The sequence below is a fragment of the Mesorhizobium sp. M0587 genome (assembly GCF_040320945.1).
Taxonomy (GTDB): Bacteria; Pseudomonadota; Alphaproteobacteria; order Rhizobiales; family Rhizobiaceae; genus Mesorhizobium.
On sequence record NZ_JAMYQP010000001.1, the window covers coordinates 111,769 to 124,554 of the forward strand.

The window sequence follows — 12,786 nt, forward strand, 5'->3', positions numbered from 1 at the left end:
GGTACTCAGGCCCTGAAAAGGCCGCGGCGGCTGAACAGCGGCGCACGCTCGCCGATCGCACTGGGCTCGGTGTGGTAGCGGGTGATGCGCGCGACTTCCCGCGCCGATCCGAACACCATGGGGACGCGCTGGTGCAGGCTCTCGGGTTCGATTTCGAGAATGCGGGTGATCGTATCGGTGGCGGCACCGGCCGCCTGTTCGATGAGATAGGCGATCGGGTTGGCCTCATAGACGAGGCGCAGCCGCCCCTGGCGGTAACCCTTGCGCGTGTCGCCTGGATACAGGAATACGCCGCCGCGCATCAATATGCGGTAGCAGTCGGCGACCAGGGAAGCGATCCAGCGCATGTTGAAATCCTTCTCGCGTGGGCCTTCGGTGCCTTCCAGGCAGTCGTCGATATAGAGCCGCACCGCCTCATCCCAGTGCCGGTAGTTGGCGGCGTTGATGGCGAACTCCTGGGTGCGTTGCGGAATGATCCGGCTCTCATAGGCCTGGACGAAGGTGCCGAGCCTGGTCGAGAGGACGAAGACATGCGTGCCGCTGCCGAGCGACAGAACCAGCGCCAGTTGCGGCCCGTAGATGAAAAAGCCGGCGGCGAGCTGGTTCACGCCTGCCTGCAAAAAAGAGGCGGCCGGATTCCCGTCCGGCGCGCCAGTTGCAGGGAGGAGCGAGAAAATCGTTCCAATCGACACGTTGGTGTCGATGTTGGACGAACCGTCGAGCGGGTCGATGGCGATGGCGAGAGGCGCTTGCCTGTCGAGCAGGACCGGCTGCTCCAGTTCCTCGGAGGCGTAGAGCGCGACCGGAGCGTGGCGCATGGCGTCGAGGAAGATGTCGTCGGCGAAGATGTCGAGATCCTTCTGGACATCGCCATCGGCATTGGCGCCGCGGGTCCCGGCAAAGGCCGCGCCGAGCACCCCTTGATTGATGGTATTGCGGATCTTGGTGGCGGCCTGCGTCAGCTGACGGACAGTGGCTACGACCGCGGAGCGCAACTCGTCCGGCGGGCCGAGATAGGAATTCAGAAAAGCGTCGAGCGTTGCCGCTGGCATCGTAACCTCCCGATCCAGCCGCATCTCCTCGGGGTCGGCCGGATTGGGGAATGAAAGCAAACGAAATAGGATAAGTAAAATTTAATAACTTTACTTCAACGGTAAAAAAATTTTAGTATGCCATATGAAAAACCTCACGCTCAGGCAATTCAAGACCGTTCAGGCGATCATCAGTCACGGAAAAATTGTCAGTGCGGCCAAGGTGTTGGGTCTGTCTCCTCCTGCGGTGACGATCCAACTGCGACAAGTGGAAGAGGAGTTCCAACTGGCCTTGTTCGACCGGACGTCGGACGGCATGCGTCCCACTGCCGCAGGTCTGGCCTTCGTGGAGGCGGCGCAGGCCATCGAGGAGCGGCTGCGTCTGCTCGAAGACACGATGGATGCGATCAAGGGCGTGCGCACCGGCAGTCTGAGGCTCGGCGTCGTTTCCACCGCCAAATATTTCGCGCCGCGGCTCATGGCCGGCTTCATGAAGGAACATCCCGACATCGATATGCGGCTTGCCATCGGCAACCGTGCCGAAACGATCGATAGTCTGAAGAACCACGATATCGACATCGCGCTGATGGGGCGCCCGGCCAAGGAGGTCCCGGTGCGTGCTTCGGTCTTCGGCGATCACCCGCTGGTCATCATCGCGCCGCCCGAACACCCGCTGGCGTCGGTACGCGACATTTCAAAGGAACGGATCGCCGAAGAGCATTTCCTCATTCGCGAGCCCGGCTCCGGCACGCGCATCTCGCTGGAAATATTCCTGAGTGACGTGCCCGGCCGGATCGACGATCTCGGCGTCGAGATGGGCTCGAACGAGACGATCAAGCAGGCGGTGATGGCCGGTCTCGGCATCGCCTTCATTTCTGCCCACACCGTTGCCGCAGAAACCGAAGCCGGCCGGCTGGTCATCCTCGACGTCGTCGGCATGCCGATCCGCCGGCAATGGTTTTCGGTGATGCGCACCGATCACGCGATCTCGCCGGCCATGGCGACGTTCCACGATTTCCTGATGCGCAAGGGCGCGATGTACCTGCCCCTGTTCGGCAAGCTCTATCCGCACACCAGACAGGGATGATGTTGGACTGGTGCGCCGACCGGAACGGCCGACCTATCCAAGGCTAGAAATCGAGAAAGCTTCGAGAAGGGAGTGGAGAACGCCCGGCGATTGTTGGCGTTAGATAAGCTGTATGTTATGTTGCAGTGCGAAAGAGCGGGGGCCACGTCCTTTCACACCCGTAAGCGATCTGTATGTGCGATCCCCGCAGACTGGTCTGTATCTCGGAAACCGCCCGGGCATGGGGTTCGGGAATCGATGGGGAAAAGGGGCAATGCTTTATACACTCGTTATGATGGTCTGCCTGACGAATGTGCCGCAGGACTGTGAGCAGCGCGAACAGATGGTGGACGGCCTGGCCATGAATCCCGGCACCGCCTTCATGCAGGCGCAGCCGCTGGTGGCCAACTGGATCGAGACACATCCCGGATATTTCGTGCGGCGCTGGCGCGTGCTGCCGGGCCGGGGATCGTGAGATCCGCCGCGAAGAGCGAATGAGGTTCTACTTCTTCGCGGCGAGCGTTTCCGAGACGACCTTGGACAATTGATAAAGCCGCTGCTCGATTATCGTCGGCACATCGCAGACATATGTCAGCGATTGGACGCGTTCATTGAAAATTCGCGTTGCGAATTTCAGCTGTTCGGTTCGCCGCTCGATCTCGTCCGGATCCGCATCGGGCTTTGCCCGCAACGCATCGACGTCGGATGCTTCCTTGCGCAAGGCGGCCGCCATTTCGAGTTGTTTGTGGGCATAACGGGAAATGCCCGAAATCACGTGAGAGCGCTCGGCGTCCATGTGATCGAACATCCCCTGCACCAGCATCGCCATTTTCGGCGCAAGCTGCCCGGCCGGCAACGAAGCGGCAAAATCCTTGATCTCCTTTTGGGCGTCGGCAATCGGTATCCGCCGTGCCGCCACGTCCTCGACCAGGGCGGAGACGGCAGTATCCTTGGACCAGTCCCTGGCCGACGGCGGGAGGTCCGGTCCGTTCCATACCTGACCGAGTGACAGTTGCGGCACCTTGCGCTGCATGCAAGGCCAGTCGGGATCGGCGGTCGCCGCATTGGCGTTCGCGAGCGGGGCAAAACTGGCGACCAGAACCAGGCAGCGAACAAGACCCATGCTTGCCATCAGGCATTTCCTCCCATGTCCTGTTTGCGAGTGATCAGGCCGCGCGAGGGATTGTAGGCGATGATGGCGGCGGCCAGAAACAGCAGCGTGCAGCCGGTGACGACGCCCAGCGACACCCAGTCGACCTGTCCATAGAAAGCGAAGCGGATCAGTTCGACGGCATAGGTGAACGGATTGGCGAGGCAGATCTTGTAGAGCAGGGGACTGGCCTCCTGGATGCGCCACAAGGGATAGAGTGCCGGAGACGCAAAATAGCCGGGAAAGATGACGAAGTTCATGATGCCGGCAAAGTTTTCGAGCTGTTTGATCATCGAGGACAAAAGCATGCCGAGGGCGCAAAGCATCATGCCCGACAGGAACAGCGCCGGCAGCACCATGAGATAGCCGAGCAGCGGAGCCTTGACGCCCCAGAACCAGGCAACGATCAAAAATGCATAGACCTGCGCGATCGATACCGCGACGCCGGCAAGCATTTTCGACACCAGCAGGAACCAGCGCGGGAAGGGGCTAACCAGCAGGGTGCGCATGTTGCCCATCTCGCGGTCATAAACCATCGACAGCGAGGACTGCATTCCACTGAACAGCAGGATCATGCCGCATAGTCCGGGCGTGATATAGACCTCGTAGAGCACGTAAGTCTTGTAAGGAGGGATGATCGAGACGCCGAGCACCTGCCGGAAGCCGGCAGCGAAGATGAACAGCCAGACGAGCGGCCGGACCAGCGAGGAAATGAAACGCTCGCGCTGGTGCAGGAAGCGCAGGCACTCGCGCAGGACGACGCCCTTGAGGCAAATGAGATAATGGCGGAGGCCAAAACTTTCTGACCGCACCGGCACGATGACGGCTTGACCGGGGACCGCGGGAGCGCTCATGGGGGCATCTCCGCCTTGCCTGCCGTGTCAATGCGGCTGAGCTTCGAGAAGGCGTCGCGGATCGAATTTGCGCCGCTCGCCTGGACGACATCGGACACCTTGCCGCTGGCCACCAACTCGCCCTGCCGCAGAACGACGACATCGTCGCCATCGTCAACTTCGTCGATCAGATGCGTGGCCCACAGCACGCCAATGCCCTCGGTTTCGACGAGCTTGCGGATGGTGGCCAGAATGCCCGCACGCGACTGGATATCGAGACCGACCGTCGCCTCGTCGAGCAGGAGCAGGGATGGGCGGTGGAGCAGCGCCCGTGCGATCTCGACGCGCCGCATCTGGCCGCCGGAAAGGCTGCGTGCCTTGTCATGCTGGCGGCCCGGCATGTCGACAATATCGAGCAATGCGGCAATGCGCTGCCGGGCCTCGCGTCCGCCAATGCCGTGCAGCGAAGCGTGGTAGGAGAGGTTCTGGTGGACGCTCAGGTCGAGGTCGAGCGTACGTGCCTGGAACACGATGCCGACACGCCTGAGCGCCTCGCCGGAAGCGCGGCTGACGTCGTGGCCGAAGATGCGGATCGATCCGCGGCGCGTGTCGTAGAGATGGCTGATCAGCGAGAACAAAGTAGTCTTGCCGGCTCCGTTGAGGCCGAGCAGAACGGTGAAAGTCGCCGGCGCGATCGAGAAGGAGACGTCGTTGAGCGCCGGCTTCGGTCCATAGGAATGGCTGACGGCTCCGACATCGAGCGCCGCCACCCCGTCTCCTGGTCCGCTTGTCTTCACATGCTGCACGCCCGGTCGCTCCTCCGATCGCCGCTGGCTATTTGATCGTGATCTTACCCTTCAGGCCCTTGTCGGCAAGGTCGGAACCGACCAGGTGTATTCGCCCGGCCGGACGGTGTGGAACTGCACCTGGATCATTCCAGCGTCATCGAATTCCAGCCAGGCCGGCCCGCCGTCCATGTGCACCCTTGCTCCAGCCGGAGCAAGGGCAGGTCCGGCGAGCGCGGCGAAGACCAACGTGCGGCAAAATTTCATGTCCTCAGCTCCCGATGATCAACCTCTGCTATTTGGGTGAAATGACCACACCCCAGGGCTGCTGGCCCACGGTGAGCGATTGGACCGGCTCGTCGGTCGCCGTATCGATAAACGTGATGTCGTTCGAATTGCCGTTCGTGGTGATCAGCGTCTTCTGGTCGGGAGTGAAGGCCAGATGCCAGACGCGCTGGCCGACGAGGATGTATTTTTCCACTTCGTAGGTTTCGGCGTTGACCACAGCCACATGATTTGCCGGGCCGAGGGCGACATAGGCCTTCTTGCCATCGGCGCTGATGGCGATGCCTACCGGCTGGATGGTTTCGGCCCGCAATCCCTGAATCGCGAACTGGATCTTCTTCACCACTTCGCGTTTGGCGTTATCGATGACGCTGACGGTGCCTCCGACCTCGGCGCTGACCCAGACCTGCGAGCCGTCGGGCTTGAATTCGGCAAAGCGCGGGCGTGTGTCGACCAGCACATTGTCGGTTACCTCATGCGTGCCGGTGTCGATGAAATGCGCCATGCTGGTGGTTTCGGAGGTGTTGACCATGGTTTTGCCGTCGGGGCTGACACCCATGCCTTCCGGTTCCACGCCGACTGGAATCTCGGCCAGGATCTGCCTGCTTTCGACGTCGATAGCGGTGACGAGATTGTCGTCCTCGTTGGCGACATAGAGCGTCTTGCCGTCGGGCGAGAGCACGAACAATTCGGGATCGGGGCCGGACGGCAGCGTGCCGACGATCTCAAGTGTCGCGGTGTCGATGATTTCGATCGTGTCGTCGTCACTGGCGCACAGATAGACGAATTTCCCGTCATGCGAGAGGGTGATGCCGCGTGGTCTCTGGCCGACTTCGACGGTCTTCACCACCTGCATGGTGGCGGTGTCGACGACGGTCATCGTATTGTCCTTCTCGTTGGAAACATAGGCCGTGTAGGCCGACGCCGGACCGGCCATGACGCCGGTCGCGAGAATGGCGAATGCGCAAGCTCGTCTCTGCACGGAAATTCCTCCCCGATTGCTTTCTACTTAAGGACGCATCTCGTCTCCGGCTGGTCGACACCGAGCGTATCGAGCTCGGAGACCTGATGAAGATAACCTTCCTGCGGCGATGTAGAGACGACCGACTTGGCGTCGCCAAGCAGGATCGGCTGGCGCAGCTGAAGGTTCCATTTGCGGAAGGTCAGCTTCTGCCCCTTGAAAGCAGCGACCGAGAAATCATCCGAGCGGATGTAGTCGCTGATCTTTTTCTCATCGTCGCCATTGATGCGCGTGGTGGCTTCGCCGACGGCCCGCACCGCCGTCCAGGCTGACATGTCCTTGGAAAGCATCCGCCGGCCCGTCGTTTTCAGGAAGCGGCTCTGCATTTGGATGCCGCCCCATTGTTCGCTGGCGGGATGCCACGACGATGCAACAAGCCCGGCGGTGCCGGCGACCGGCCGCGGCGCCCAGGTGCGGTAGGACACGTAGGTCCCGAACACCTCGCTTTCGTCGGCGACAAGCACAATGTCGTGCTCCGGCAAGTCCTGCGTGAATACGGAAATCTGCTGCTGTATCTGCGTGGCGCCGGTATCCGTACGCCTGGCTGTGCCGGTGTCCTTGAATTCCTTCTCGGCGACGATCTGGGCGCCGAAACGGGCTGCCGCGCGGCGCAACGCGTCGGCGTAGAGATGATCCTGCTCATGCGAGCCATAGAGCAGCACCCAATTCGGCCACTTCTTCACCATGAGATACTGCGCCAGCGCGTCGGCAAGCATGCTGCGCGTTGGCGCGATATGGAAAACGTTGATGCGGCAGTCTTCTTCCCGCAGGCTATCGTCGGGGGCGCCGATGTTGAAGATCAGCACGCCTTTGTCACGGGCGATGTCGGCGATCGACAGCAATTGCCTGGCCGAAAGGTCTGCGACCACATAGCGGTCACCTTTGGCGATCAGGTCCTCGAATGCCTGAACCGCGTCGGCTTCGGGCTTTATCTCGGACACGTCGAGGCTGAATTTCTGGTTGGTGAACTTTCCGGTCGTATTGTTATCGCCGATTGCAACATCGGCGCCGGCGACACCTTCATCACGTGGCGGCAGATCGAGCATGGAAAGTGTCAATTGCGGCGCGTAGGCTCGCAAATAGCCTATCTTGATTTCGGCTATCTTTTTTCCCGGCCTATCCGTTGCAGCCGGTTGCTTGCCCGTCACGTCCTGGGCGATCGCGCCCGGAACGTTGAGGGTCAGGAAAAAAATAGGCAAAAAAGCTGCGAGAGTGCCTGGCACCGCTCTCATCATCGATAAAACTATCCGTTCTTGCACTAAAGTCCGATTGTTGCCGGACCTGCGCGAATTCAAGGTGCCCACAATGAGCTTAGCGGACCGACAAAATTTATCAAACCCCTGCAAGTGGACTTACATGCCTGCTTTAGTCCTATGCCATTTCTGGGATACGGCGGCGACTGAGCGGATCGCGATCGTCGACTTCGAGGTCATCGGCAACAATGTCGGAACGTGAAACTCTATCGATCGCCCTGGGAGGAACATCCTGATGAAAACCCGCGCCGCAGTCGCCTTCGCCGCCGGAAAGCCGCTGGAGATCGTGGAGGTCGACCTCGACGGCCCGCGCGAGGGCGAGGTGCTGGTCGAGATCAAGGCGACCGGCATTTGCCACACCGACGAGTTCACGCTGTCGGGCGCCGATCCCGAAGGCCTGTTTCCGGCCATCCTCGGCCATGAGGGCGCCGGTGTCGTGGTCGATGTCGGCAAGGGCGTCACTAGCGTCAAGAAGGGCGACCACGTCATCCCGCTCTATACGCCCGAATGCCGGCAATGCCCGTCCTGCCTGTCGAGAAAGACCAATCTGTGCACGGCCATCCGCGCCACGCAGGGCCAAGGGTTGATGCCGGACGGCACCTCGCGCTTCTCGATCGGCAAGGACAAGTTGTTTCACTATATGGGCTGCTCGACCTTTTCGAACTTCACCGTGCTGCCGGAGATCGCGGTGGCCAAGGTCAATCCGGACGCGCCCTTCGACAAGATCTGCTACATCGGCTGCGGGGTGACCACCGGCATCGGCGCGGTGATCAACACCGCCAAGGTGGAGCAAGGCGCAACGGCTGTCGTCTTCGGCCTCGGCGGCATTGGCCTCAACGTCATCCAGGGGCTGAAACTTGCCGGCGCCGACATGATCATCGGCGTCGACCTGAACAACGACAGACAGGCCTGGGGCGAAAAATTCGGCATGACGCATTTCGTCAATCCGAAGGAGATCGACGGCGACATCGTGCCTCACCTCGTCAACCTGACCAAGCGCGGCGCCGACCAGATCGGCGGCGCCGACTACACATTCGACTGCACCGGCAACACCAAGGTGATGCGCCAGGCGCTGGAGGCGTCGCATCGCGGCTGGGGCAAGTCGGTCGTCATCGGCGTCGCCGGTGCCGGCCAGGAGATTTCGACGCGGCCGTTCCAACTGGTCACCGGGCGGACCTGGATGGGCACCGCCTTCGGCGGCGCGCGCGGCCGCACCGATGTGCCCAAGATCGTCGACTGGTACATGGACGGCAAGATCCAGATCGACCCGATGATCACCCACACGCTCAAGCTCGAGGACATCAACAAGGGCTTCGACCTCATGCATGAGGGAAAGTCGATCCGAAGCGTCGTCGTTTACTGAGGAAAGCCACACGCCGCCGACCAGCAGGCCTGCGACCTCTGTGGTTCACAACATGGGAGGAATGAAATGGCGGAGAAACTGCATCCTAAGATCGACAATGGCTTGCCCAGGGAAAGCGCGAGCTTTGCCGGCGGCACGCTGGTCTGCGCCTGCACCAGCAATCCGGTCAAGGTTCGGGTCAAGGGCCAGATCGCCCACAACCATGCCTGCGGCTGCACCAAATGCTGGAAGCCGGAGGGCGCGATATTCTCGGTGGTTGCCGTGGCCGGCACCGGCGATGTCACCGTTGTCGAGAATGGCGACAAGCTCAAAGTGGTCGATCCCAGCGCGCTGATCCAGCGTCATGCCTGCACCGGCTGTGGCGTCCACATGCACGGACCGGTCGAACGCGACCATGCGTTCAAGGGCCTGTCCTTCATCCATCCCGAGCGTTTCGTCGAGGACGGCTGGTCGCCCCCCGGCTTCACCGCCTTCGTCTCGTCGATTATCGAATCCGGTGTCGACCCGAGCCGCATGGACGGCATTCGTTCGCAGCTGAAGCAGATCGGGCTGGAGCCCTATGATTGCCTCAACCCCGGCCTGATGGATTTTATCGCCACCTGGACCGCGAAAAAGTCGGGCGCCTTGCCGGCTTAGCGACCGTTCAAATTATCGATGGAGCCGGGCGAAAATCGGCCGGCTCCATACGTTGGGAAGACGCAGGCGACCGCGTGGACGGTCGGAATCGAAGCCACCAGCGCTCCCGTGAGTACGATTCGGGCTGAGTCGCTGTCTTGCAAAGTCTGCGGTGCACTCATCACCGAATGGATCTCCTGCGTGTTACCGAGCACGGCCGAGACAGCAGGGAAAGAAGTGCGGGCTTGGTGAAACAAGAGGTGCCGGTGCGCCTCTCGTGGGAACGATGCCTGGACGAGCGTGCTCCATCTCCTTGGGTGTCAAATCCTGGCGATATGCTGGTCGGAGGCGCTGCGGATCGATCTCGACCAATTTCTCCCGCGGCAATCTTTGCCGTGTCGTCAGCGGGCTGCCGCTTTATCGACTGCCGGCTGAGTTCCGTTCATCAGAGCCTGTAAATCGGAGGCCAGCATGAAAGCGGGTTTCGAGAAGAAGCGGTCGAAAAGATGCTGATCCTCATAGGTTGGGGCGTAGCGCCCGGACATCGCCGCCACTTTGATCGTCGGCCTCTCGCGACGATGTAATCAGCCAATCCCAGGCCGTCGAGCTTGCCGGGCATTTCGATGTCGGTCAGCACCAAGTCGATCAGCATGGGGGTCTGGAGAAGCTCCACGGCCTCGTCCGCCGTCCCGGCCTCGTAAACCGTCCAGCCGGCTTCCCGTAGCTGATCGCCTACATCCATGCGGATGAAGAGATCGTCCTCTACCAAAAGCACGATGCCGGCGCGAGCTTGAGCGCCCCCAAGCCCTTCCGGTACAATTTCTGTTGGTTCGTTCGCCATTGGCTGCCCTTCGACGCCACCCAACGCTGCCCCGGCATAAAGGTTCCATATCCGAACGAGCCGGAATATTTGGTAGAAATCTCCGAGATGCGGATCGGATAAGCGGCTCGCGCGAAAGCCCCGTGCGCTCTGATGTGCCGACCCCGGTAGAAGCGCGATCAGCCATTGTGAAATCTGCTCCACGGCACCGACCCGCCGGCCGCGCACGCCGCCCCACAGTCCAGCGCGAGCAGGTCAAGTCAGCCTGAACCTTTTCTTCGGCCTTTGCGTTTCCCGGTCTGGGCGGCGCGATCCGCTGAGTCCGGCAGATCGCCGCTGACGCGGATGAAGCAGGAAATTGGGTACGACATGACCGAAAACCAAACGATACCGCCAGGCGAAGCCAGAGGCGTGGTGATCGCATGCTCGGCACCGGATTGCGAGCCCCTCTACGTTCACGAAAGGGCGGCAATCACGGCTGTCGCGCGCGCGATTGCCGACCTCAAGGGATTTGCTTTCCAGGATGGTTTCAGCAACAGCGGCGGGAATGGCGCATGCTCATATTTCGTGCCGGACGATTGCCTGGTCGCCGCGCATGCGGACCGACTGGGCATCAAGGGGCCGAGAGACCTCTTCGGGGGTGTGGTCCCCTGGCGGTTCGCAACCACCAAGGCACTCACTCACGAATTGGTGGACGCATCGGCCGAGCAGCCGGCGGGTTGGCCGCACGGCTTCGGCCGCGCCGTCAACGCGGCAGTGCTGCCCGGCTACAGCGCGTTTTCTCGACGCGATGCCTTGCAAGCAGCGGAACGGCTGTTGAAGTTCGGGGCGGTCCGGCTCAAGCCACCGCTCTCCTCGCGGGGGCGGGACCAGCACGTTGTACGCACAGTCGCGGACGTCGCAGGCTTTCTTGAGCAATATCGCTCCAGCGATATGCAGGAGTGCGGGCTAGTACTTGAAGCTGACCTTCACGACATCACGACGCTGAGCATCGGCGTGGCGACAATCGATGAAATTGCAGTTGCGTACTACGGCACTCAGAGGATGACGACGGACAATGCGGGAGAACCCGTCTATGGGGGATCCGATCTCGTCGTGATGCGCGGCGAATGGGAGGCGTTCGAAGCCTTGCAACTTCCTAGTGAGCTGCGTTTGGCCGTGGCGCAGGCGAGGGCCTATGACGCTGCAATGCGTAGCTGTCCCGGGTTCTTTGCCTCGCGGCGCAACTATGATGTTGGCCAAGGCATCGATTCATCGGGCACCTGGCGCTCGGGCGTGCTCGAAGCCGGCTGGCGGATTGGCGGCGGCAGCACGGCCGAACTGGCGGCAATGAACGCGATGAAGCGGGATGCCGGCCTCCAACTTGTCCGGGTATCCGCTGTCAAGGCATTTGGCGAGGCTGGTCGTCCGCCGGCAAATGCGGATCTGCATTTCCAAGGATACGATCCTGAAGAAGGCCCGATTACGCGTTACACCGTAGTCACGCAGGCGGCCTGAGCTTGAAGAAAGCGAAACCGGTTCTGGCGAGGTCGATGCCATGGGCTGTCGTGCTGCTACGCCGCGACCACCGGCAGGCCGCCGAAACTTCGCTCGAATTGCTCGCGCAATTCGGTTTCCCGCCCGAGGTAACGCGGCGAGAAATGCATCGGGAAGGCCGTGCGGACGCCGGCGGAGCGCGCGATCTCGCCGGCTTGGCGGGCCGTCAGGTGCTTCCTTGACGAGGCGAGCCGCAGATCGTCTTCCAGAAATCCACCCTCGATGAAGAGCTGGTCGGCGCCGTGCGCAAGTCGGCAAAGGCGGGCGATGTTTTCGGCATGATAGGCAAGATCGGTCGCATAGGCGATCCGCTGACCCGGCGCGCGTCTCAAGGCGCCGGCGTCCAAAAGCTCGTGCAGTGAAATTCGCCTCCCGGCGACAGGCGTGAATTCAGTGGCGGCATCGCCTCCGGTTCTCGCCGCCCGCTTCGCTTCGTTCAGCCATGGACCGACGGGCAGACCGAGTTCATCGAGCCGTGCCTTGTGCACATTGGTCCGGACCTTCTCCTGAAAGGCGAAGGCAAGGCAGGGAATGCCGTGATCGAGCGTTGCCGCCTCTATGTGGAATTCCGCCTCATCGAGGGGCAGCTTGTGACGTTCCAAGGGCTGGGGGCGGCGCGCGAAGGCCTCTCGCGCCCGAAACAGGCTGCGGGCGACAAATTCATCATCTCCCCAGTCCGAGGCGACGATCGAGAAGTCCTGCGATTGCTCGTCCAGAAGGTTCCAGGTGTAGGCCCGCAGCTTGGCTTCGACGGCATTCCCAAGTCCGGGCGGACCGACGATGTTCAGTTGCTTGTCCCTATAGAGGGAAAGCCGCAGCAGATGATCGAAGCCGATGAAATGATCCATGTGCATGTGCGACACGAAAACATGCGTGATGCGGAGGATTTCCCGCGGCGACAACGCCGACAGATCGCCGAGATCGAACAGGATCGCCCTGCCGCCAAAGCGGAAGTCGAGCAGCAAGCCGGCATCCGAGTAAACGTCGTTCACCAGGCGGGGCTGGACAAGGAGCGTCATCGGGCGAGG

At 61.5% G+C, this 12,786-nt stretch carries 14 protein-coding genes; 5 read left to right on the forward strand and 9 right to left on the reverse strand.

What is annotated here, in order from left to right:
- Nucleotides 1-5: 5 nt before the first annotated feature.
- Entirely contained in the window at nucleotides 6-1,052 is a 1,047-nt protein-coding gene (locus NKI49_RS00525; RefSeq protein WP_352598273.1) for a class 1 fructose-bisphosphatase, read from the reverse strand.
- A 124-nt stretch (nucleotides 1,053-1,176) separates the two neighbouring features.
- Between NKI49_RS00525 and NKI49_RS00530 the strand changes: the two genes are divergently transcribed.
- Entirely contained in the window at nucleotides 1,177-2,118 is a 942-nt protein-coding gene (locus NKI49_RS00530) for a LysR family transcriptional regulator (protein WP_352598272.1), read from the forward strand.
- A gap of 253 nt (nucleotides 2,119-2,371) precedes the next feature.
- Entirely contained in the window at nucleotides 2,372-2,572 is a 201-nt protein-coding gene (locus tag NKI49_RS00535) for a hypothetical protein (protein ID WP_352598271.1), read from the forward strand.
- A 27-nt stretch (nucleotides 2,573-2,599) separates the two neighbouring features.
- Here the strand turns inward: NKI49_RS00535 and NKI49_RS00540 are convergent, their stop codons facing one another.
- From NKI49_RS00540 to NKI49_RS00565, 6 genes are read right to left on the reverse strand one after another with little or no spacing between them, the layout of a single operon-like run.
- The gene (locus tag NKI49_RS00540; protein ID WP_352598270.1) at nucleotides 2,600-3,229 is read right to left on the reverse strand and encodes a hypothetical protein; all 630 of its coding nucleotides are present in this window, start codon (nucleotides 3,227-3,229) and stop codon (nucleotides 2,600-2,602) included.
- On the reverse strand, nucleotides 3,229-4,101 hold the full coding sequence (locus NKI49_RS00545) for a lanthanide ABC transporter permease protein PedC (RefSeq protein ID WP_352598269.1): 873 nt from the start codon (nucleotides 4,099-4,101) through the stop codon (nucleotides 3,229-3,231). Before NKI49_RS00545 ends, NKI49_RS00540 begins: the two co-directional genes overlap by 1 nt.
- Nucleotides 4,098-4,886, reverse strand: a complete 789-nt coding sequence (locus NKI49_RS00550) for a lanthanide ABC transporter ATP-binding protein PedB/LutE (RefSeq protein WP_352598268.1) — start codon at nucleotides 4,884-4,886, stop codon at nucleotides 4,098-4,100. Before NKI49_RS00550 ends, NKI49_RS00545 begins: the two co-directional genes overlap by 4 nt.
- 51 nt (nucleotides 4,887-4,937) lie before the next feature.
- Nucleotides 4,938-5,132: a hypothetical protein gene (locus tag NKI49_RS00555; RefSeq protein ID WP_352598267.1), complete on the reverse strand. Its 195-nt coding sequence runs from the start codon at nucleotides 5,130-5,132 to the stop codon at nucleotides 4,938-4,940.
- Nucleotides 5,133-5,160: 28 nt separating this feature from the next.
- Entirely contained in the window at nucleotides 5,161-6,138 is a 978-nt protein-coding gene (locus NKI49_RS00560; RefSeq protein WP_502899446.1) for a YVTN family beta-propeller repeat protein, read from the reverse strand.
- Nucleotides 6,139-6,155: 17 nt separating this feature from the next.
- On the reverse strand, nucleotides 6,156-7,406 hold the full coding sequence (locus NKI49_RS00565) for a lanthanide ABC transporter ABC transporter substrate-binding protein PedA1 (RefSeq protein ID WP_352598265.1): 1,251 nt from the start codon (nucleotides 7,404-7,406) through the stop codon (nucleotides 6,156-6,158).
- A gap of 253 nt (nucleotides 7,407-7,659) precedes the next feature.
- Between NKI49_RS00565 and NKI49_RS00570 the strand changes: the two genes are divergently transcribed.
- Complete coding sequence (locus NKI49_RS00570; RefSeq protein WP_352598264.1) at nucleotides 7,660-8,787, forward strand: S-(hydroxymethyl)glutathione dehydrogenase/class III alcohol dehydrogenase; 1,128 nt, start codon at nucleotides 7,660-7,662, stop codon at nucleotides 8,785-8,787.
- A 66-nt stretch (nucleotides 8,788-8,853) separates the two neighbouring features.
- Nucleotides 8,854-9,423 carry an S-(hydroxymethyl)glutathione synthase gene (gene gfa, locus NKI49_RS00575; RefSeq protein ID WP_352598263.1) on the forward strand — a complete coding sequence of 190 codons (570 nt, stop codon included), beginning with the start codon at nucleotides 8,854-8,856 and terminating at the stop codon, nucleotides 9,421-9,423.
- Between the two features lie 424 nt (nucleotides 9,424-9,847).
- On the opposite strand, the gene NKI49_RS00580 is transcribed toward gfa, so the two are convergent.
- Nucleotides 9,848-10,426 (reverse strand): response regulator, encoded by a 579-nt coding sequence (locus tag NKI49_RS00580; RefSeq protein ID WP_352695497.1) that lies wholly within the window; start codon nucleotides 10,424-10,426, stop codon nucleotides 9,848-9,850.
- Nucleotides 10,427-10,567: 141 nt separating this feature from the next.
- Here NKI49_RS00580 and NKI49_RS00585 point away from each other — a divergent pair, with 141 nt between their 5' ends.
- On the forward strand, nucleotides 10,568-11,719 hold the full coding sequence (locus tag NKI49_RS00585) for a DUF3182 family protein (RefSeq protein ID WP_352598261.1): 1,152 nt from the start codon (nucleotides 10,568-10,570) through the stop codon (nucleotides 11,717-11,719).
- 56 nt (nucleotides 11,720-11,775) lie between these two features.
- Here NKI49_RS00585 and NKI49_RS00590 read toward each other — a convergent pair whose 3' ends face one another.
- Nucleotides 11,776-12,777 carry a ribonuclease Z gene (locus tag NKI49_RS00590; protein ID WP_352598260.1) on the reverse strand — a complete coding sequence of 334 codons (1,002 nt, stop codon included), beginning with the start codon at nucleotides 12,775-12,777 and terminating at the stop codon, nucleotides 11,776-11,778.
- Nucleotides 12,778-12,786: the final 9 nt, after the last annotated feature.

What these genes read in the sequence shown, in the direction of transcription:
- NKI49_RS00525 (WP_352598273.1), bottom strand. Translation starts at nt 1,052, where the DNA reads ATGCCAGCGGCAACGCTCGACGCTTTTCTGAATTCCTATCTCGGCCCG.
- NKI49_RS00530 (WP_352598272.1), top strand. Translation starts at nt 1,177, where the DNA reads ATGAAAAACCTCACGCTCAGGCAATTCAAGACCGTTCAGGCGATCATC.
- NKI49_RS00535 (WP_352598271.1), top strand. Translation starts at nt 2,372, where the DNA reads ATGCTTTATACACTCGTTATGATGGTCTGCCTGACGAATGTGCCGCAG.
- NKI49_RS00540 (WP_352598270.1), bottom strand. Translation starts at nt 3,229, where the DNA reads ATGGCAAGCATGGGTCTTGTTCGCTGCCTGGTTCTGGTCGCCAGTTTT.
- NKI49_RS00545 (WP_352598269.1), bottom strand. Translation starts at nt 4,101, where the DNA reads ATGAGCGCTCCCGCGGTCCCCGGTCAAGCCGTCATCGTGCCGGTGCGG.
- NKI49_RS00555 (WP_352598267.1), bottom strand. Translation starts at nt 5,132, where the DNA reads ATGAAATTTTGCCGCACGTTGGTCTTCGCCGCGCTCGCCGGACCTGCC.
- NKI49_RS00565 (WP_352598265.1), bottom strand. Translation starts at nt 7,406, where the DNA reads ATGATGAGAGCGGTGCCAGGCACTCTCGCAGCTTTTTTGCCTATTTTT.
- NKI49_RS00570 (WP_352598264.1), top strand. Translation starts at nt 7,660, where the DNA reads ATGAAAACCCGCGCCGCAGTCGCCTTCGCCGCCGGAAAGCCGCTGGAG.
- gfa (WP_352598263.1), top strand. Translation starts at nt 8,854, where the DNA reads ATGGCGGAGAAACTGCATCCTAAGATCGACAATGGCTTGCCCAGGGAA.
- NKI49_RS00585 (WP_352598261.1), top strand. Translation starts at nt 10,568, where the DNA reads ATGAAGCAGGAAATTGGGTACGACATGACCGAAAACCAAACGATACCG.
- NKI49_RS00590 (WP_352598260.1), bottom strand. Translation starts at nt 12,777, where the DNA reads ATGACGCTCCTTGTCCAGCCCCGCCTGGTGAACGACGTTTACTCGGAT.